Raw genomic sequence first — 19477 nt, 5'->3', positions numbered from 1 at the left:
GGAGTGGACTGTACCGGGCGCATGTCAGATTGCCCACCAAGCGCACGAATCGGCCGGGAGAGTGACCGTGCCGCCGTCCTCGGCAGGGGCCTCGGAGGCGAGCAGCAGGCGGCCGGGCAGGGGGACTTCGGCCGGGCGGGCCGTGGTGTTGAGCGTGCAGACGAAGCCGGGCCGGCTGAACATGAGCACCCCGTCCGGATACCCGCCCGGGGGCCGCTCCCAGGTCAGCGGACCGTCGCCGAGGCCCGGCAGCTCACGGCGCAGCGCGAGCGCCGAGCGGTAGAGCTCCAGGGTGGAGTGCGGGTCCCCGGTCTGGGCCTCGGCGGTCAGGCACTTCCAGGAGTCGGGCTGCGGCAGCCAGGCCGGGGCCGCGCCCTGCGGGGAGAAGCCGTACGGCGGCGAGCCGCCCGACCACGGCATCGGCACCCGCGCCCCGTCGCGCAGCCCGTCCTGGCCGTCGGTGCGGAAGAAGGACGGGTCCTGGCGGACCTCGTCCGGCAGGTCGGTGACCTCGGGCAGACCCAGCTCCTCGCCCTGGTAGAGGTACGCCGACCCGGGCAGCGCCAGCATCAGCAGCGCCGCCGCCCGGGCCCGGCGCAGCCCCAGGGCCTCGTCCCCGCCGCCGTAACGGGTGAGGTGGCGGACCACGTCGTGGTTGGACAGGACCCACGTGGTGGGTGCGCCGACCAGGGCGGTCGCGGCCAGCGACGTCTCGATCACCGCGCGCATCGCCTGCGCGTCCCACGGGCAGTTCAGGAACTGGAAGTTGAACGCCTGGTGCAGCTCGTCGGGGCGTACGTACAGGGCGAGCCGCTCGGGGGAGGGGGCCCACGCCTCGGCGACGCCGATGCGCTCCCCGTCGTACGAGTCGAGCAGCCGGCGCCAGGAGCGGTGGATGTCGTGGACGCCGTCCTGGTCGAAGAACGGCAGGACCTGGGAGCCGATCATCTTCGCCTGCTCGCGGGCGCCGATGTCGGGCAGCCCCTCGGCCTTGACCATGCCGTGGGCGACGTCGACCCGGAAGCCGTCCACGCCCAGGCCCAGCCAGAAGCGCAGGATCGAGTCGAACTCCTCGTGGACCTCGGGGTTGTGCCAGTTCAGGTCGGGCTGCTCGGGTGCGAAGAGGTGCAGGTACCAGTCGCCGTCGGGCGTGCGGGTCCAGGCGGGGCCGCCGAAGACGGACTCCCAGTCGTTCGGCGGCAGTTCGCCGGCTTCCCCCCGGCCGGGCCGGAAGACGTAGCGGTCGCGGGCCGGCCCGCCCTGCCGGTCGGCGAGGGCAGCCCGGAACCACGCGTGCTGGTCGGAGGTGTGGTTCGGCACGATGTCGACGATCACGCGCAGGTTCAGCCCGTGCGCCGCGTTGATCAGTTCGGCCGCGTCGTCGAGGGTGCCGAAGAGCGGGTCGACGGTGCGGTAGTCGGCGACGTCGTAGCCGCCGTCGGCCTGCGGTGAGGCGTAGAAGGGGGTCAGCCAGACCGCGTCGGCGCCGAGGGCCGCCACATGGGGCAGGCGCTCGCGGATTCCGCGCAGGTCGCCGATGCCGTCGCCGTCGCTGTCGGCGAAGGAGCGCACGTACACCTGGTAGATGACGGCCTCCCGCCACCAGCCGTGCTCCGGGGCCGTCCGGGTGGGGGCGAGCTCCTGCGTCATGAAGGGTCCCTCTCGTGCGGGGCGGTCCTGGCCGGATGGTCACTACGAGATCAACGCGGGTGCCCCTCGAAAGTAACAGGGTTGCAAGTCCTTGCGGGAGTCGTTGCAGGGGTGACGACGGGCCCGTTAACCCGGGCGCGCCCCGCCTGACAAGGGGTTCGACGGCAACCGTGAGGACACGCCGATGTAACGATCGACTGCTCTTGCGGAAATTCTTCGCAAGCTCTTTCGGACTTCTTTCATCCTTGTTACGTTCCTCGACGACCCGGCGCCGCGACGGAGCGGTTCGGCAGTTGAAGGAGTTCAGATGCGACGTGGCATAACGGCCACCGCCCTGGTCGCGACCCTGGCGCTCGCGGCGACCGCATGCGGCGGAGACGGCGGTGGCACCGGTGACAAGAAGGCTTCGGGCAAGCTGTCCGGCACCGTCACCTGGTGGGACACCTCCACCGTCGGCAGTGAGGACAAGGTCTTCAAGAAGCTGGCGGAAGGCTTCGAGAAGAAGCACCCGGGCGTCGACGTCAAGTACGTCAACGTTCCGTTCGGTGAGGCGCAGAACAAGTTCAAGAACGCCGCCCAGTCCGGCTCCGGCGCCCCCGACGTGATCCGCTCCGAGGTCGCCTGGACCCCCGAGTTCGCGGACCTCGGCTACCTCGCCCCGCTGGACGGCACCGCCGCCCTCAAGGACGACAAGGACTTCCTGGCGCAGGCCGCCGCGAGCACGAAGTACAAGGGCAAGACGTACGCCGTGCCGCAGGTCATCGACTCGATGGGCCTCTTCTACAACGAGAAGATCTTCAAGGACGCCGGCGTCGAGGTCCCCGAGACCATCGCCGAGCTGAAGACCGTCTCGAAGAAGATCAAGGACAAGACCGGCAAGACCGGCCTCTACCTGCGCGGCGACGACGCGTACTGGTTCCTGTCCTTCCTCTACGGCGAGGGCGGCGACCTGGTCGACGCGAAGAGCAAGACCGTCACGGTCGACGAGGAGCCCGGCGTCAAGGCGCTGAAGGTCGTGAAGGACCTGGTCGACTCCGGGGCCGCCAAGACGGACGCCACCGACGGCTGGGAGAACATGCAGTCGGCGTTCAAGGACGGCAAGGTCGCGATGATGATCAACGGCCCGTGGGCCGTCGCCGACACCTACGCCGGCAAGGAGTTCAAGGACAAGGCCAACCTGGGCATCACCACCGTCCCGGCCGGCAGCAAGGGCCAGGGCGCCCCGCAGGGCGGCCACAACCTCGCCGTCTACGCGGGCTCCAAGAACCTGGACGCCTCGTACGCCTTCAGCGAGTACATGACCTCCGCCGAGAGCCAGGCGCTGGTCGCCAAGGAGCTGAGCCTGCTCCCGACGCGTACCTCGGTCTACTCCGAGCCGGACGTCTCCGGCAACCAGATCGTCGGCTTCTTCAAGCCGGTCGTCGACAAGGCCGTCGAGCGCCCCTGGATCCCGGAGACCGGCAGCCTCTTCGCGCCGCTGGTGACCGAGTACACCAAGGTCCTCACCGGCCAGACCGCCCCGGAGAAGGGCGCCAAGGCCACCGGCGACCAGTACCGCAAGCTCCTCAAGGGCTGGAAGTAACAGGAAGGCAGGCCGACTGATGGCTGTCCACACCAGCCAGTCGGTGGCGAAGGCCGCGGGCGGCGACGTCGCCCGCGGCCCCAGCCGCGGTGCTGGTACAACGCCGGGCCCGTTCCGGCGCGCTCTCTCGACCCACTGGTACGCCTGGACCATGGTCGCCCCCGTGGTCGCCGTGATCGGCGTGATCATCGGGTATCCGCTGGTCCGCGGCATCTACCTGTCGATGACCGACGCCAACGAGCGCAACGTCGAGCGCAGCATCGGCGTGAACCACATGCCCGCGACGTACGAGTTCGTGGGGCTGGACAACTACGCCGACGCCCTCACCGGCGACCAGTTCCTCGGCACCCTCGGCTGGACGCTGGTGTGGACGGTCTCCTGCGTCAGTGTCACGTTCCTGCTGGGCCTCGGCCTCGCGAACATCCTCAACCGCAGGATCGCGGGCCGCTCGGTCTACCGGATGATGCTGATCCTGCCGTGGGCCATCCCCGGCTTCGTCTCGGTCTTCGCCTGGCGCTTCCTCTACAACGAGGATCGCGGTTTCCTGAACCGGCTCCTGGCCGGCGGCGGCATCGAGGCGGTGCCGTGGCTCAACGACCCGACGATGGCCAAGATCTCCGTCATCGCCGTCAACGTCTGGCTCGGCGTGCCGTTCATGATGGTCGCCCTCCTCGGCGGCCTCCAGTCCATCGACAGCTCCCAGTACGAGGCCGCCGAGATGGACGGCGCCAACGCCTGGCAGCGCTTCCGGCACATCACGCTGCCCGGACTGCGGCCTGTCAGCGCCACCGTGATCCTGCTGAGCACGATCTGGACCTTCAACATGTTCCCGGTGATCTTCCTGCTCACCCGCGGCGGACCCGGCGAAGCCACCCAGATCCTGGTCACCCAGGCGTTCAAGTTCTCCTTCGAGATCAGCCCCCGCGACTTCGCGCAGTCCTCCACCTGGGGCGTGCTGATCCTGATCCTCCTGATGCTCTTCGCCGCGGTCTACCGGCGAGTGCTCCGCAAGCAGGGAGATGTCTGGTGACCACCGCTTCCACCACGCCCGCACCCGCCGCGACGAACGCCCCGCTCCGCGGCCGGCGTTCCCCGCTGGCCTCGGTCGGGCTGCACGCCACGCTCGTCGTCGCGTCCGTGATCGCCGTGTTCCCGGTGCTGTGGGTCCTGCTGACCTCGCTCAAGCCGCCGGCGTACGCGACCAGCACCGACTTCTTCAAGGACACGACGCTCACCAACTACACGAACCTGCTGAACGACACCCCGTTCCTCACCTGGTTCGCCAACTCGCTGCTCGTCGCGGCCCTGACGACGGTCATCGGCGTCTTCATCGCCGCCACGACCGGCTACGCCGTGAGCCGCTTCCGGTTCCCCGGCAAGCGCGGCCTGATGTGGACCCTGCTCATCACCCAGATGTTCCCGGTCGCGGTCCTGATCGTGCCGATCTACAACATCATGTCGAGCATGGGCCTGCTCAACCAGCCGGTCGGCCTGGTGATCACGTACCTCACGATCGCCGTGCCGTTCTGCGCCTGGATGATGAAGGGCTTCTTCGACACCATCCCGCGCGAGATCGACGAATCGGGCCAGGTGGACGGGCTCACCCCGTTCGGCACCTTCTGGCGGCTGATCCTGCCGCTCGCCAAGCCCGGCATCGCGGTGACCGCGTTCTACTCCTTCGTCACCGCGTGGGGCGAAGTGGCGTACGCCTCCGCCTTCATGGTCGGCGACGAGAACCTGACCCTCGCGGGCGGCCTCCAGAAGTTCGTCAACCAGTACGGCGCCCAGTGGGGCCCGATGGCGGCCGCTTCCGTGCTCATCGCCATTCCGGCCGCGCTGGTCTTCCTCTTCGCCCAGCGCCACTTGGTGACCGGCGTGTCCGCCGGAGCCGTCAAGGGCTGACCGCCCGCCTCGCACACGTCTGCGGCGCCGGACCGCACGAGGACCCGGCGCCGCTCCCACCCCCATGACTTCCAGGGACGACATGACCCAGCACCTCGCTGCTCCCACCGCCCCCACCAGTGCCGCCGCCTTCGGCAACGAGCGCACCGGCTGGTGGCGCGACGCGGTGATCTACCAGGTCTATCCGCGCAGTTTCGCCGACGGCAACGGCGACGGCATGGGCGATCTCGAAGGAGTACGCCGCCGCCTCCCGTACCTCAGGGACCTCGGCGTCGACGCTGTCTGGCTCAGCCCCTTCTACGCCTCCCCGCAGGCCGACGCCGGCTACGACGTCGCCGACTACCGGGCCATCGACCCCATGTTCGGCACCCTGCTCGACGCCGACGCCCTGATCCGCGACGCCCACGAGCTGGGCCTGCGCATCATCGTCGACCTGGTGCCCAACCACTCCTCCGACCAGCACGAGTGGTTCAAGCGCGCGCTCAAGGAGGGCCCCGGCTCCGCCCTGCGCGACCGCTACCACTTCCGGCCCGGCAAGGGCGAGAAGGGCGAACTCCCGCCCAACGACTGGGAGTCCATCTTCGGCGGCCCCGCCTGGACCCGTACGGCGAACCCGGACGGCACGCCCGGCGACTGGTACCTGCACCTCTTCGCGCCCGAGCAGCCCGACTTCAACTGGGAGCACCCGGCCGTCGCCGACGAGTTCCGTTCCATCCTGCGCTTCTGGCTCGACATGGGCGTCGACGGCTTCCGCATCGACGTGGCGCACGGGCTGGTCAAGGCCGAGGGGCTGCCCGACCTCGGCAGCCACGACCAGCTGAAGCTGCTCGGCAACGACGTCATGCCGTTCTTCGACCAGGACGGCGTGCACGAGATCTACCGCTCCTGGCGGCAGATCCTCGACGAGTACCCCGGCGAGCGCATCGGCGTGGCCGAGGCGTGGACGCCGACGGTGGAGCGCACGGCGAACTACGTGCGCCCCGACGAGCTGCACCAGGCGTTCAACTTCCAGTACCTCGGCACGGAGTGGGACGCGGCCGCGCTGCGCGAGGTCATCGAGGTGTCGCTCGCCGCCATGCGGCCGGTCGGCGCGCCCGCGACCTGGGTGCTGTCCAACCACGACGTGACGCGGCACGCGACCCGGTTCGCCAACCCCCCGGGCCTCGGCACCCAGATACGCACCCCCGGCGACCGCGAGGTCGGCCTGCGGCGCGCCCGCGCGGCGACGCTGCTGATGCTGGCGCTGCCCGGCTCGGCGTACGTCTACCAGGGCGAGGAACTGGGCCTGCCCGACGTCACCGACCTGCCGGACGAGGCCCGCCAGGACCCGTCGTTCTTCCGCGCGGAGGGCCAGGACGGCTTCCGCGACGGGTGCCGGGTGCCGATCCCGTGGACGGCCGGGGGGCCCTCCCACGGCTTCGGCACGGGCGGCAGCTGGCTGCCGCAGCCGGCCGGCTGGGGCGAGCTGAGCGTCGAGGCGCAGACCGGCGACCCGGGCTCGACCCTGGAGCTGTACCGCTCCGCCCTCGCCGTGCGCCGCGACCACCCCGGCCTCGGGGCCGGCACGGACGTGGCGTGGCTGGACGCGCCCGAGGGCGTGGTGGCCTTCGCGCGCGAGGGCTTCGTCTGCACCGTCAACACGACCGGCACGGCGATCCGCATCCCCGCCCCCGGCCGGATCCTGCTGGCCAGCGGGGAGGTCGCGTACGGCGACGGCGACTTCGACCTGCCCGCCGACACCACAGTGTGGTGGACGGTGTGACCGTCCCCGCGCCGCGGCTGGCGCACATCGCGGAGCACGCCTCCGTCAGTGAGGCCACCGTGAGCCGGGTGCTGAACGGCAAGCCGGGCGTCGCGGACACCACGCGCCTGCGGGTGCTCACGGCGCTCGACGTCCTCGGGTACGAACGCCCGGTGCGGCTGCGGCGGCGCAGCGCGGGGCTGATCGGCCTGGTGACGCCGGAGCTGACCAACCCGATCTTCCCGGCGTTCGCCCAGGTCGTCGAGCAGGTCCTCGCGGGGCACGGCTACACGCCGGTGCTCTGCACCCAGCTGCCCGGCGGAGTGACCGAGGACGAACTCGTCGAGCAGCTGGTCGAGCGGGGGGTCGGCGGCATCGTCTTCCTGTCCGGCCTGCACGCCGACCTCTCGACCGACCCCGCGCGGTACGCCGACCTGGCGGCGCGCGGGGTCCCGTTCGTCCTCATCAACGGCTACAACGAGGCGATCAGCGCGCCCTTCGTGTCCCCGGACGACCACGCCGCGATGCGGATGGCCGTCGGTCACCTGGCCGAGCTCGGGCACGAGCGGATCGGCCTGGCCGTCGGCCCGCAGCGGTACGTCCCCTCCCTCCGCAAGCGGGAGGGCTTCGTCGACGCGCTCGGCAGCACCCTGCGGATGTCCGGGGAGGAGGCCGCGGGTCTGGTCGAGCACACCCTGTTCAGCGTCGAGGGCGGCCAGGTCGCGGCGGGCGCGCTGCTCGACAAGGGGTGCACGGGCATCGTCTGCGGCAGCGACATGATGGCGCTGGGCGTGGTGCGCGCGGCCCGCGGGCGCGGGCTGGAGGTGCCCGACGACGTGTCGGTGGTGGGCTTCGACGACTCGCAGCTGATCGCCTTCACCAATCCGCCGCTGACCACGGTCCGCCAGCCGGTGCAGGCGATGGCGACGGCGGCGGTCGGCGCGCTGCTGGAGGAGCTGGGCGGCAGCCCGGTCCAGCGCACGGAGTACGTGTTCCAGCCGGAGCTGGTGGTGCGGGACTCGACGGCGCAGGCCAGGAGCCGGGCGTAACGGTCCCGGGTGGACGGGGGCTCCGGCGGCACGGGGCGACGGGCCGGGGCCCGGTGGGGCACCGGCCCGGCCGGTCGGGCGCGTGGGGCCCGGCCAGGCCGGACCCCCGGCCGGCCGGGCCGGAGTAGGGGAGAACGTAGCAGAGCCGCAACTGCTTGCGAAAGGGCTTGCAGGGGCGAGAACTGCCACGTTTCCTGCACGTGAGCGGGATGTGTCAGAAGGGTTGACCCCGCTGGTGAGGGCTCGTACGGTCTGCTCCGGCAGCACGGTTTCATTCTTGCTGCAAGAACATTCAAGCCTTGAGGGCAAGGCGCGTTGCCGCGCGAGGCTGCACCGTCGCACCCGCACCTCCCCCCATGCAGGAGGAACCAATGGCTCGCAGACCTTTCTCTGCCGCGCTGGCCCTCGCCCTCACCGCCGGTACGGCCGTTCTGGCGGCCCCCGCCGGGACCGCGCAGGCCGCGCCGCCCGGGACCAAGGACGTCACCGCCGTCCTCTTCGAGTGGAAATTCGACTCGGTCGCCAAGGAGTGCACGCGGACCCTCGGACCGGCCGGTTACGGCTTCGTCCAGGTATCCCCGCCGCAGGAGCACATCCAGGGCGCCCAGTGGTGGACCTCGTACCAGCCCGTCAGCTACAAGATCGCCGGACGGCTCGGCGACCGCACCGCGTTCGCGAACATGGTGAGCGCCTGTCACGCGGCGGGCGTCAAGGTCGTCGCCGACAGCGTCATCAACCACATGGCGGCCGGCAACGGCACCGGCACCGGTGGCACGGCGTACGAGAAGTACAACTACCCCGGGGTGTACTCCGGTTCCGACCTCGACGACTGCCGCTCCCAGATAACCAACTACGGCGACCGGGGGAACGTACAGAACTGCGAACTCGTCGGCCTCGCCGACCTGGACACCGGCGAGGACTACGTCCGCGGCCGGATCGCCGCCTACCTGAACGACCTGCTCTCGCTCGGCGTCGACGGCTTCCGGATCGACGCGGCCAAGCACATGCCGGCCGCGGACCTCGCGAACATCAAGTCCCGGCTGAACAACCCCGGCGTGTACTGGAAGCACGAGGCCATCTTCGGCGCCGGCGAGGCCGTCTCGCCGAGCGAGTACCTGGGCTCGGGCGACGTGCAGGAGTTCCGCTACGGCCGGGGCCTCAAGCAGGTCTTCACCAACGAGAACCTCGCGAACCTCAAGAACTACGGCGAGGGCTGGGGCTTCATGGAGAGCGGCAAGTCGGCCGTCTTCGTCGACAACCACGACACCGAGCGCGGCGGCGACACCCTCACCTACAAGAACGGCGCCACCTACACGCTGGCGAACGTCTTCATGCTGGCCTGGCCGTACGGCTCCCCGGACGTCCACTCCGGCTACGAGTGGTCGGACAAGGACGCGGGCCCGCCCGCCGGCGGCACGGTGAACGCCTGTTACAGCGACGGGTGGAAGTGCCAGCACGACTGGGCCGAGATCAAGAGCATGGTCGGCTTCCGGAACGCGGCGCGCGGTCAGGGCGTCACGAACTGGTGGGACAACGGGGGCGACCAGATCGCCTTCGGCCGCGGCGACAAGGCGTACGTCGCCATCAACCACGAGGGCTCGTCGCTCACGCGCACCTTCCAGACCTCGCTGGCGGCCGGCACCTACTGCAACGTCCAGAACAACACCGCGGTGACGGTCGACGGCTCCGGCCGCTTCACCGCCACCCTGGGCGCCCACACCGCGGTCGCGCTGCACGCCGGCGCCAAGACCTGCGGCGCGGGCGGCGGCGACCCCGTTCCGGTCTCCGCCGGCGCCTCGTTCAGCGTCAACGCCACCACGTCGCCCGGCCAGAACATCTACGTCACCGGCAACCAGCCGGCGCTCGGCAACTGGAGCACCGCGGGCGCGACCAAGCTCGACCCGGCGAGCTACCCCGTGTGGAAGCTCGACGTCGCACTGCCCGCCGGCACGTCCTTCGAGTACAAGTACCTCCGCAAGGACGCCTCCGGCAACGTCACCTGGGAGAGCGGCGCCAACCGTACGGCGACCGTCCCCGCGAGCGGCAAGGTCACGCTGAACGACACCTGGCGCAGCTGACCCGCCCGCCCGTCCCTCGTTCCCCGCACATCCGAGGAGTACCGCTGTGATACGCCCGCCCCTGCGAAGAGCGGCCGTCGGCGCCGTGAGCGTGGCACTGTGCGCCGCGCTCGCGCCCGCCGTGCCGGCCGCGGCCGCGAAGCCGCCGGCCCCGCCGTCGGACAAGGCGCTCGCCGCCGAGTCCGCACGGCACGACCTGACCCGGGAGCAGTTCTACTTCGTACTGCCCGACCGGTTCGCCAACGGTGACACGGCCAACGACAGGGGCGGGCTCACCGGGTCGCGCCTGGAGACCGGCTACGACCCGTCCGACAAGGGCTTCTACCAGGGCGGCGACCTCAAGGGCCTCATCAAGCGGCTCGACTACATCAAGGACCTCGGCACCACGTCCATCTGGATGGCGCCGATCTTCAAGAACAAGCCCGTGCAGGGGACCGGCAAGGACGCGTCCGCCGGCTACCACGGCTACTGGATCACGGACTTCACACAGGTCGACCCGCACTTCGGCACCAACGCCGACCTGGAGAAGCTGATCGACAAGGCCCACGACAAGGGCATGAAGGTCTTCTTCGACGTCATCACCAACCACACCGCCGACACGGTCGACTACGCCGAGAAGAAGTACGGCTACCGCCCCAAGGGCGCCTACCCGTACCTCGACCGCACCGGCCGCCCCTTCGACGACCGCGCGGGCGTCCCGGACGTCGACGAGGACGCGTACCCCTACACGCCGAAGACGCGCGCGGACGAGAAGAAGGTCCCCGCCTGGCTCAACGACCCGACGATGTACCACAACCGGGGCGACTCGACCTTCGCGGGCGAGAGCGCGGAGTACGGGGACTTCTCCGGGCTCGACGACCTGTGGACCGAGCGTCCCGAGGTCGTCGAGGGCATGGCGGCGATCTATCAGAAGTGGGTCCGCGACTTCGACATCGACGGCTTCCGCATCGACACCGTCAAGCACGTCGACCTGGACTTCTGGACCCAGTGGGCGACGGCCCTCGACGCGTACGCGAAGAAGCGGGGCAGGGACGACTTCTTCATGTTCGGCGAGGTCTACTCCGCCGACACCGAGGTCACCTCCCCCTACGTGACCCGCGGCCGCCTCGACTCGACGCTCGACTTCCCGCTCCAGGACGCGATGCGGGCGTACGCCTCCCAGGGGGCGCCGGCCGGCAGGCTGGCCAAGGTCTTCGCCGAGGACTACCGCTACACCACCGACAAGGCCAACGCGTACGAGCAGGTCACCTTCACCGGCAACCACGACATGGGCCGCTTCGGAACGTTCCTCAAGCAGGACAACCCGGACGCCGGTGACGCCGAACTGCTCAAGCGCGCGCGCCTCGCCAACGAGGTGATGTTCCTCTCGCGCGGCAACCCCGTCGTCTACTACGGAGACGAGCAGGGCTTCACCGGCGCGGGCGGCGACAAGGACGCCCGCCAGACCCTCTTCGCGTCGAAGACCGCCGACTACCTCGACGACGACCAGCTCGGCACGGACCGTACGCACGCCGCCGACGCGTACGACACCCGGCACCCCGTGTACCGGTCGATCGCCGCGCTCTCGAAGCTGACGAAGGCCCACCCCGCCCTGCGCGACGGCGTCCAGAAGGAGCTGCACGCCGAGGGCTCCGTCTACGCCTTCTCCCGTACGGACGCCGAGCGCGCCACCGAGTACGTCGTCGCCACCAACAACGGGGCCGAGGCCAGGACCGTCGAGCTGACCGTGGCCACGGCAGGCGCCGGCTTCCGCCCCCTGTACGGCGCCTCCGAGGCGGTACGCAGTGACTCCGGGCGCAAGCTGACCGTCACCGTGCCCGCGCTGTCGTCCGTCGTCCTGCGCGCCGCCGAGGCTCTGCCCGCCCCGGCGGCCCGCCCCGCCGTCACCCTGAAGGCCCCGGCCGCGGGCGCCACCGGCACCGTGGAGATCACCGCGGACGTCGACGGCGGGCAGCTGAACCGGGTGGTCTTCGCCGCCCAGACCGGCAGCGGCAAGTGGCGCACCCTCGGCACCGCCGATCACACCCCGTACAAGGTCACCCAGTACCTGGGCCGCGACGTGAAGGCAGGCACCACCCTGCGCTACAAGGCGGTCGTGGTGGACCGCGCCGGACGCACCGCGAGCGCTCTCGCGTCGACGACCGCCGGCCGGCCCCCCGCCCCGGACAAGCCGACGGCCGTCGAGCGGGACCACGCCGTCGTCCACTACAAGCGCCCCGACGGCGACTACGACGGCTGGCAGCTCACGTCCGGCGACAAGGCGGCGGCCTTCACCGGGCGCGACGCCTACGGCGCCTTCGCCTGGATCAAGCTCCCCGCCGGCGCCTCGTCCCTCCCGTACACCGTCGAGAAGAACGGCACGGCGGACGGCCCGCAGCGCACCGTCGACCTCGCGAAGACCGGCGAGGTCTGGATCGAGCAGGGCAAGGACGGCCAGGCCGTCAAGGCCCCCGACGGCGCCTACCCGCCCCAGGACAAGGGCAAGGCGGTGCTCCATTACCAGCGCGCCGACGGCGACTACGACGGCTGGGGTCTGCACACCTGGGCCGGCGCAAAGGAGCCCACGGACTGGTCCAAGCCGCTGATGCCGGTCAGGAAGGACGCGTACGGCGTGACCTTCGAGGTCCCGCTCGCCGACGGCGCCACCTCGCTCAGCTACATCCTGCACAAGGGTGACGAGAAGGACCTGCCCAGCGACCAGTCCCTCGACCTCGCCACCTTCGGGCACGAGGTGTGGATGCTGGGCGGGCAGCCGAAGTACCTGCTGCCGCAGAGCGCCGGAGCCGCCTCGCTCGACCTGGGCAAGGCCGAGGCGCAGTGGATCGACGAGGACACGGTCGTCTGGAAGGTGAAGGCCACCGAGGCCACCAGCCAGCAGCTCGTGTACGCCCGGGACGGCGGCATCTCCGTCGTCGACGGGGCGCTCTCCGCCGAGGGCCGCTGGCTGCGGCTCACCCCCTCCGCGCTCACCGACGCGCAGAAGGCGAAGTACCCGCACCTCAAGGACCACCCGGCGTTCACCGTCGACCCGCGCGACCGCGACCGGATCAGGGCGTCCCTGCGCGGGCAGGTCATCGCCACCCAGCGGGCCGCGAACGGCGCGCTGCTCGCCGCCACCGGGGTGCAACTGCCCGGCGTCCTGGACGACACCTACAGCGCCGGGGCCACCAAGGCGTCCCTCGGCCCCGTCTTCCGCAAGGGCCGCCCCACCCTGTCCCTCTGGGCCCCCACCGCCCAGCACGTCACCCTCGAAATCGACGGCAGGACCGTCCCGATGCGGCGCGACGACCGCACCGGCGTCTGGTCCGTCACGGGCACCAGGTCCTGGACGGGCAAGCCGTACCGCTACGCCGTGAAGGTCTGGGCGCCCGGCGTCCAGAAGGTCGTCACCAACAAGGTGACCGACCCCTACTCGACCGCGCTCACCGCCGACTCGGCCCGCAGCCTCGTCGTCGACCTCGCCGACCCGAAGCTGGCCCCCAAGGGCTGGTCGACGCTGAAGAAGCCGGCCGCGACCCCGCTGCGTGACGCGCAGATCCAGGAACTGCACGTCCGGGACTTCTCCATCGCCGACCGGACCGCGAAGCACCCGGGCGAGTACCTCGCCTTCACCGACCGCGGCTCGAAGGGCATGAAGCACCTCGACAGGCTGGCGAAGGCCGGCACGTCGTACGTCCACCTCCTCCCCGTCTTCGACATCGGCACCGTTCCCGAGAAGAAGACGGACCAGCAGCGCCCCGCCTGCGACCTGTCCGTGTACGCCCCCGACTCCGAGGAGCAGCAGGCGTGCGTGGCGAAGGCGGCGGCGAAGGACGCGTACAACTGGGGCTACGACCCGCTGCACTACACCGTCCCCGAGGGCTCGTACGCCAGTGACCCCGACGGCACCCGCCGCACGGTGGAGTTCCGTCAGATGGTCAAGGGCCTGAACGACTCGGGCCTGCGCACGGTCATGGACGTCGTCTACAACCACACGGTGGCCTCCGGCCAGGCGGACAAGTCCGTACTCGACAAGATCGTCCCGGGCTACTACCAGCGGCTGCTGGCCGACGGCAGCGTGGCCACGTCCACCTGCTGCGCCAACACCGCGCCCGAGAACGCCATGATGGGCAAGCTCGTCGTGGACTCCGTCGTCACCTGGGCCAGGGACTACAAGGTCGACGGCTTCCGCTTCGACCTCATGGGCCACCACCCGAAGGCGAACATCCTGGCCGTCCGCAAGGCCCTGGACGAGCTGACCGTCGCCCGCGACGGCGTCGACGGCAAGAAGATCGTGCTGTACGGCGAGGGCTGGAACTTCGGCGAGATCGCCGACGACGCCCGCTTCGAGCAGGCCACCCAGAAGAACATGGCCGGCACGGGCATCGCCACCTTCTCCGACCGCGCGCGCGACGCGGTGCGCGGCGGCGGGCCGTTCGACGAGGACCCGGGCGTGCAGGGCTTCGCCTCCGGTCTCTACACCGACCCCAACCCCTCGCCCGCGAACGGCACCCGGGCGGAACAGAAGGCCCGTCTGCTCCACTACCAGGACCTGATCAAGGTGGGCCTGACCGGCAACCTCGCGGCGTACACGTTCACCGACACGGCCGGCCGTACGGTCAAGGGCTCCGAGGTCGACTACAACGGCGCCCCGGCCGGTTACGCGGCGGCGCCGGGCGACGCGCTCGCCTACGCCGACGCCCACGACAACGAGACGCTGTACGACGCCCTGGCCTTCAAGCTGCCGCGCGGGACGTCGGCGGCCGACCGCTCGCGCATGCAGGTTCTCGCCATGGCCACGGCCGCGCTCTCGCAGGGTCCCGCGCTGTCCCAGTCGGGCTCGGACCTGCTCCGTTCCAAGTCGCTCGACCGCAACTCGTACGACAGCGGTGACTGGTTCAACGCGATCCACTGGGACTGCCGCGACGGCAACGGCTTCGGCCGGGGCCTGCCGCCCGCCGCCGACAACAAGAGCAAGTGGTCCTTCTCCAAGCCCTTGCTGACCACCCCGTCGCTGACCCCGGACTGCGGGGACATCGAGGGCGCCTCGGCTGCCTACGCGGACCTGCTGAAGATCCGCACGACGGAGAAGACCTTCGGTCTCACCTCGGCGGACGAGGTCCAGAAGGCGGTCTCCTTCCCGCTCTCCGGCAAGGAGGAGACCCCCGGCGTGATCACCATGCGCGCGGGCGACCTGGTCGTGGTCTTCAACGCGACCCCGGACGAGCAGGAGCAGCGGCTGACCGCCCTGGCGGACACCTCGTACGCCCTGCACCCGGTCCAGGCGGCGGGCGCGGACGCGACGGCGAGGAAGTCGGGGTACGACCCGAAGACGGGCACTTTCACGGTCCCGGCCCGCACGGTCGCGGTCTTCACCAAGGGCTAGGACGCAGGGGTTCCCCGGCCACCGGAGGGGCTGGACGGCCGCCGCGACGCGGCGGTGTTCAGTCCCTCCGGCGTTCCCGCTCCACCGGCCGCTCCAGCAGCGTCACGCCGTACGTGGCGCCGCCCGCGCCGCCGTCCTTGACCGGCTGCTCGCCCACCACCCGGTAGCCCGCCCCCTCGTAGTACGTCCGCAGCCGCGGGTTCGACGTGAGGCAGTCCAGCCGGCACAGCCCTCGCCCCGCCTCCGCGATCCGCCGCTCCGCGTGCGCCAGCATCACCCGCCCCAGACCGGCCGGCGCCGCCGCGCGGCCGGTCATCAGCCGGTGCACGTATCCGGCGACCGGCGGCTGCTCGCCCCACGCCGGTTCGTCGTCCCACCACAGCTCGTACGCCCCGAGGGCCGCACCGCCCCCGGCCGCCTCGGCCAGCCACACCTCGCCCTCCTTCATCCGTATCCGGAAGTGCTCCTCGTCCTTCCCGCCCGGCCGCCACTGCTCGATGCCCCGGCTCAGCAGCCGGCGGGCGGCCCCGTCGTAGAGCGCGACCAGAGTCGGGGCGTCCCCGTCGTGGGCGGTACGGAAGTTCACTCGCGTCGTCATACGGATCACCGTAGCCGCGGCCGGGAGAGCCCCCGAGTGACCAAGGGGCGAAGGGGAATCCGTACCGTATGACTCTCACCGACGCCGGCCGGCGTCCCCCCGGCCCTCCGCGCCGCACCCGCTTCCCCCGATGGGCCGTGGTGACGGGCGTCCTCGCCGTGCTGGTGGCGCTGCTGTTCGCCGGCGGCCGGCTCAGCCTGCTGCCCGGCCTCGACGACTTCTTCGGCGAGGAGACCCACGACCGGTCCGGCCCCGCGCTGCTGAAGTCCATCCAGGACATGAGCCGTTACGAGGCGGCCTCCGGCAACTTCCAGGTCGTCGTCGACCTGGAGAAGGACGCCGAGTTCCTCCCGGACGCGATCCGCGGCACCCGCACGCTGTACGTCGGGGCGGGCACGGTCGGCGCGTACGTCGACCTCGGCAAGGTGGGGGAGGGGCAGGTGACCGTGAACGAGGACCGCACCGCCGCGACCCTGCGCCTGCCGCACGCGCGGCTCGGCAAGCCGGCGCTGGACGCGGACCGTTCGTACGCCGTCTCCAAGGAGCGGGGGCTGCTCGACCGGCTCGGCGACCTCTTCTCCGACAACCCGGCCGACGAGCGCGCCGTCAACCGCCTCGCCGCCCGTCACATCGCCGAGGCCGCCGAGGAGAGCGAGCTGACGGCACGCGCCGAGAAGAACACCACCGGCATGCTCCAGGGCCTGCTGCGCTCACTCGGCTTCGAGGAGGTCGCCGTGCACTACGGCGACGGCGGCCGCTGATCCGGCGCGGTCCCCGGCCCCGCCGGAGCCAGCGCGGCCAGCCGCACGACGAGGTCCGCGAACAGTCCGTCGGCCGGCTCCAGCGCGAGGATGTCCAGCAGGATCCGCGCCATCTCCGCGTCGTAGGCCGCGCTCACCGCCGCCAGCGCCGCGAAGTCGTGCACGAGCTGGAGCTCCAGCTCGGCGCGCGGGATCTCCCGGCCGTCCAGCCAGATCAGCGCCGTCGACTCGGCCAGCGACACCCACGTCCGCACCACCATCGCCAGCCTGGCCGGGGGGCCGGTGATGCCCAGGTGCGCGAGGATCTGCTCGTACGCGGCCTGGCGCACCTCGTCGATCATGGCGTTCGTCGTCGACGAGCCGACCGCGGGACCGCCCCGCATCAGGGCGGAGAAGCCCGGCCCGTGGTCGTCGACGAAGTCGAAGAAGCGCCCCATCACACGCAACAGCCGTACGCCGAGGGGGCCTTCGGGCGGCTCCACGAACCGCCCGGCGAGCTCGTCCGCCGCCCGCCGCAGGGCGGCCTCGTACAGGCTCTGCTTGCCGGGGAAGTAGTGGTAGACGAGCGGCCGCGAGATGCCCGCGGCGGCCGCTATCTCGTCGATGGACACGTCTTCGGGCGAGCGGTGGCTGAACAGCTCCAGTGCGACGCTGATCAGCTGCTGCCTGCGTTCCTCGACGCCCATTCTGCGGCGCACCCCGGTCGTCATACGAGCAGCGTAACCGCCGCCGCCCCCTACATATCCAGGACCAGGCGCTCTCCGTACGCCCGTGAGACGCAGATCAGCATGGAGTCGTCGCGCTCCCCGTCGGTCAGCAGCTCGTCGCGGTGATCGATCTCGCCCTCCAGGACGCGCTGTTGGCAGGTGCCGCAGAAACCCTGCTCGCAGGAGTACGAGACGTTCGGCACCTCGGGACGGACGGCGGCCAGGACCGTGCCGTCGGCGGGCACGGTCACGGTGCGGCCGGTACGCCGGAGTTCGACCTCGAAGGCGCCCCCGCCGGCGGGGGCGCCCGGCGCGAAGCGCTCCAGGCGCAGGACGCACCCGGCGGGCAGGGCGTCGGTCACGGCGGCCATCAGGGGCTCCGGGCCGCAGCAGTAGACGGCCGTGCCCTCGGCGGCGTCCGCGAGGGCCGCCGCCACGTCGGGCAGGCCGTCCTCGTCCTCGGCGACGATCGTCACGCGCTCGGCGGCGGCCAGCTTCCCGATCTCGTCGACGTACGGCATCGAGACGCGGCTGCGGCCGCCGTACACGAGCTTCCAGTCCGCTCCCGCGGCCTGGGCGGCGCGCAGCATGGGCAGGACCGGCGTGATGCCGATGCCGCCGGCGACGAAGACGTAGGCGGGGGCGTCGGTGAGGGGGAAGCGGTTGCGGGGGCCGCGGATCTCCACCTCCGCGCCCTCGTGGAGCTGTTCGTGCACCTCGCGGGAGCCGCCCCTGCCGTCCTCGACGAGGCGGGTCGCCAGGGTGTACGTGCTCCGGTCGGCCGGATCGCCGCAGAGCGAGTACTGGCGCACCAGGCCGGAGGGCAGCACCAGGTCGACGTGCGCGCCGGGGGCCCAGGCCGGGAGGTCGGCCGTGTCGAGCGCCTCCAGGCGCAGTTCGGCCACGCCGTCGGCCGGCGCGGTGCGTCCGGCGACGAGCAGCCGCAGGGAGGCGGGGGCGCGGGAGGACCGGGTGCCGGAGACGGGGTTCTCCAGGGCGGGCATCGGCCAGAGCGGGGAGCGCCGGATGCGGCGGCGCAGGGCCCGCCGGGCCACCAGGGCGGCGCCCGCGGCGAGGACGATCGTGCGTGCGCGGGGCATCTCAGGCACCTCCGGTGGGGGCGGTCCGGCCGTTGGCGGCCGGGGAGTTCGCGAGGTAGGCGACGGCCTGGGCGGTGCTGGCCTCCTGCGAGGGGTGGTACGTACGGCTGAGATAGCGGGGGACCGAGCGGATGATGTCGCCCGTCGCGGGCAGCACGCCCTGGCGTCCGCGGCGTACGAGGTCCTTGAAGGTGGCTCTGCCTTCCAGGAGGGTCGGGTCGTTCTCCATGAAGAACCGCGAACCGCGCTGCCAGAGGAAGACCAGCGCCGTGAAGGCGGTCGCCCACGTCCTGACCCGCCGCCGGTAACCGCCGTCGACGTGCATGAACAGTTCGAACGCGACGGAGCGGTGCTCGACCTCCTCCGCGCCGTGCCAGCGCAGCAGATCGAGCATGGTGGGGTCGGCGCCGCGCCGGTCGAGCTCGTCGGCGTTCAGCACCCAGTCGCCGAGGAAGGCGGTGTAGTGCTCGATGGCGGCGATGAGGGCGACCCGTTCCATCAGCCACCACCTGCGGGCCCTGCCGGGCGGCAGGGTGCGGTCCCCGAGGAGCTTCTCGAAGAGCCAGTCGACCTGCGCGGTGTACGGAGTCGGGTCGAGCCCGAGCTTCCTCAGGTGCGGCAGCACGTCGTCGTGGGCCTGGGAGTGCATCGCCTCCTGGCCGATGAAGCCGATGACGTCCTCGCGCAGGCGGTCGTCGTGGATGTACGGCAGCACCTGCTTGTAGACGTGCACGAACCAGCGCTCGCCCGCGGGCAGCAGCAGGTGCAGCACGTTGATGGTGTGCGTGGTGAACGGGTCGCCCGGGACCCAGTGGAGGGGTGTGCCGTCCCACTCGAAGGAGACCTTGCGGGCCTTGAGCGCCGTCCGCTCGGACTCGATCGCGGCCGGTGCGGGCCGCCCCTGCGGCGTATTAGACATGGCGTCAATGTACTGACGGGTACGA

Annotated in this window: 13 protein-coding genes; 8 read left to right on the top strand and 5 right to left on the bottom strand. The window is 71.2% G+C overall.

The window, feature by feature from the left end; translation table 11 throughout:
* Positions 1-24: 24 nt before the first annotated feature.
* Positions 25-1650: a glycoside hydrolase family 13 protein gene (locus AC07FK_RS07160; RefSeq protein ID WP_479103307.1), complete on the bottom strand. Its 1626-nt coding sequence runs from the start codon at positions 1648-1650 to the stop codon at positions 25-27.
* Positions 1651-1957: 307 nt separating this feature from the next.
* On the opposite strand from AC07FK_RS07160, the gene AC07FK_RS07155 reads away from it, so the two are divergent.
* From AC07FK_RS07155 to pulA, 7 genes are all read left to right on the top strand, one after another.
* Positions 1958-3232 (top strand): extracellular solute-binding protein, encoded by a 1275-nt coding sequence (locus AC07FK_RS07155; protein ID WP_479103305.1) that lies wholly within the window; start codon positions 1958-1960, stop codon positions 3230-3232.
* A gap of 19 nt (positions 3233-3251) precedes the next feature.
* Positions 3252-4262 (top strand): carbohydrate ABC transporter permease, encoded by a 1011-nt coding sequence (locus AC07FK_RS07150; protein ID WP_479103303.1) that lies wholly within the window; start codon positions 3252-3254, stop codon positions 4260-4262.
* On the top strand, positions 4256-5134 hold the full coding sequence (locus AC07FK_RS07145; RefSeq protein ID WP_479103926.1) for a sugar ABC transporter permease: 879 nt from the start codon (positions 4256-4258) through the stop codon (positions 5132-5134). The genes AC07FK_RS07150 and AC07FK_RS07145 overlap by 7 nt, the downstream gene beginning before the upstream one ends.
* A gap of 82 nt (positions 5135-5216) precedes the next feature.
* The gene (locus AC07FK_RS07140; RefSeq protein WP_479103301.1) at positions 5217-6896 is read left to right on the top strand and encodes a glycoside hydrolase family 13 protein; all 1680 of its coding nucleotides are present in this window, start codon (positions 5217-5219) and stop codon (positions 6894-6896) included.
* On the top strand, positions 6881-7924 hold the full coding sequence (locus AC07FK_RS07135) for a LacI family DNA-binding transcriptional regulator (RefSeq protein WP_479103299.1): 1044 nt from the start codon (positions 6881-6883) through the stop codon (positions 7922-7924). The genes AC07FK_RS07140 and AC07FK_RS07135 overlap by 16 nt, the downstream gene beginning before the upstream one ends.
* A gap of 371 nt (positions 7925-8295) precedes the next feature.
* The gene (locus AC07FK_RS07130) at positions 8296-10002 is read left to right on the top strand and encodes a carbohydrate-binding module family 20 domain-containing protein (protein ID WP_479103297.1); all 1707 of its coding nucleotides are present in this window, start codon (positions 8296-8298) and stop codon (positions 10000-10002) included.
* A gap of 46 nt (positions 10003-10048) precedes the next feature.
* Entirely contained in the window at positions 10049-15367 is a 5319-nt protein-coding gene (gene pulA, locus AC07FK_RS07125; RefSeq protein WP_479103295.1) for a pullulanase-type alpha-1,6-glucosidase, read from the top strand.
* A 58-nt stretch (positions 15368-15425) separates the two neighbouring features.
* Here pulA and AC07FK_RS07120 read toward each other — a convergent pair whose 3' ends face one another.
* Complete coding sequence (locus AC07FK_RS07120) at positions 15426-15965, bottom strand: GNAT family N-acetyltransferase (RefSeq protein WP_479103293.1); 540 nt, start codon at positions 15963-15965, stop codon at positions 15426-15428.
* A 68-nt stretch (positions 15966-16033) separates the two neighbouring features.
* Here AC07FK_RS07120 and AC07FK_RS07115 point away from each other — a divergent pair, with 68 nt between their 5' ends.
* Positions 16034-16726: a DUF4230 domain-containing protein gene (locus AC07FK_RS07115; protein ID WP_479103291.1), complete on the top strand. Its 693-nt coding sequence runs from the start codon at positions 16034-16036 to the stop codon at positions 16724-16726.
* On the opposite strand, the gene AC07FK_RS07110 is transcribed toward AC07FK_RS07115, so the two are convergent.
* From AC07FK_RS07110 to AC07FK_RS07100, 3 genes are read right to left on the bottom strand one after another with little or no spacing between them, the layout of a single operon-like run.
* Positions 16705-17436 (bottom strand): TetR/AcrR family transcriptional regulator, encoded by a 732-nt coding sequence (locus AC07FK_RS07110; RefSeq protein WP_479103290.1) that lies wholly within the window; start codon positions 17434-17436, stop codon positions 16705-16707. The two genes, AC07FK_RS07115 and AC07FK_RS07110, sit on opposite strands and share 22 nt — an antisense overlap.
* A gap of 26 nt (positions 17437-17462) precedes the next feature.
* Entirely contained in the window at positions 17463-18533 is a 1071-nt protein-coding gene (locus AC07FK_RS07105; RefSeq protein ID WP_479103288.1) for a PDR/VanB family oxidoreductase, read from the bottom strand.
* A 1-nt stretch (position 18534) separates the two neighbouring features.
* Positions 18535-19452: a metal-dependent hydrolase gene (locus AC07FK_RS07100; protein ID WP_479103287.1), complete on the bottom strand. Its 918-nt coding sequence runs from the start codon at positions 19450-19452 to the stop codon at positions 18535-18537.
* Between the last annotated feature and the right edge of the window lie 25 nt (positions 19453-19477).

It is taken from the genome of Streptomyces sp. NPDC046122 (assembly GCF_056429965.1).
Note: the sequence above shows the minus strand (reverse complement) of the source record. Positions and strands in the feature narration are given on the sequence as shown.

Coding starts and splice junctions, on each gene's coding strand:
- AC07FK_RS07150 (WP_479103303.1), top strand. CDS start 3,252: ATGGCTGTCCACACCAGCCAGTCGGTGGCGAAGGCCGCGGGCGGCGAC.
- AC07FK_RS07160 (WP_479103307.1), bottom strand. CDS start 1,650: ATGACGCAGGAGCTCGCCCCCACCCGGACGGCCCCGGAGCACGGCTGG.
- AC07FK_RS07120 (WP_479103293.1), bottom strand. CDS start 15,965: ATGACGACGCGAGTGAACTTCCGTACCGCCCACGACGGGGACGCCCCG.
- AC07FK_RS07105 (WP_479103288.1), bottom strand. CDS start 18,533: ATGCCCCGCGCACGCACGATCGTCCTCGCCGCGGGCGCCGCCCTGGTG.
- AC07FK_RS07155 (WP_479103305.1), top strand. CDS start 1,958: ATGCGACGTGGCATAACGGCCACCGCCCTGGTCGCGACCCTGGCGCTC.
- AC07FK_RS07130 (WP_479103297.1), top strand. CDS start 8,296: ATGGCTCGCAGACCTTTCTCTGCCGCGCTGGCCCTCGCCCTCACCGCC.
- AC07FK_RS07140 (WP_479103301.1), top strand. CDS start 5,217: ATGACCCAGCACCTCGCTGCTCCCACCGCCCCCACCAGTGCCGCCGCC.
- AC07FK_RS07110 (WP_479103290.1), bottom strand. CDS start 17,436: ATGACGACCGGGGTGCGCCGCAGAATGGGCGTCGAGGAACGCAGGCAG.
- AC07FK_RS07115 (WP_479103291.1), top strand. CDS start 16,034: ATGACTCTCACCGACGCCGGCCGGCGTCCCCCCGGCCCTCCGCGCCGC.
- AC07FK_RS07100 (WP_479103287.1), bottom strand. CDS start 19,452: ATGTCTAATACGCCGCAGGGGCGGCCCGCACCGGCCGCGATCGAGTCC.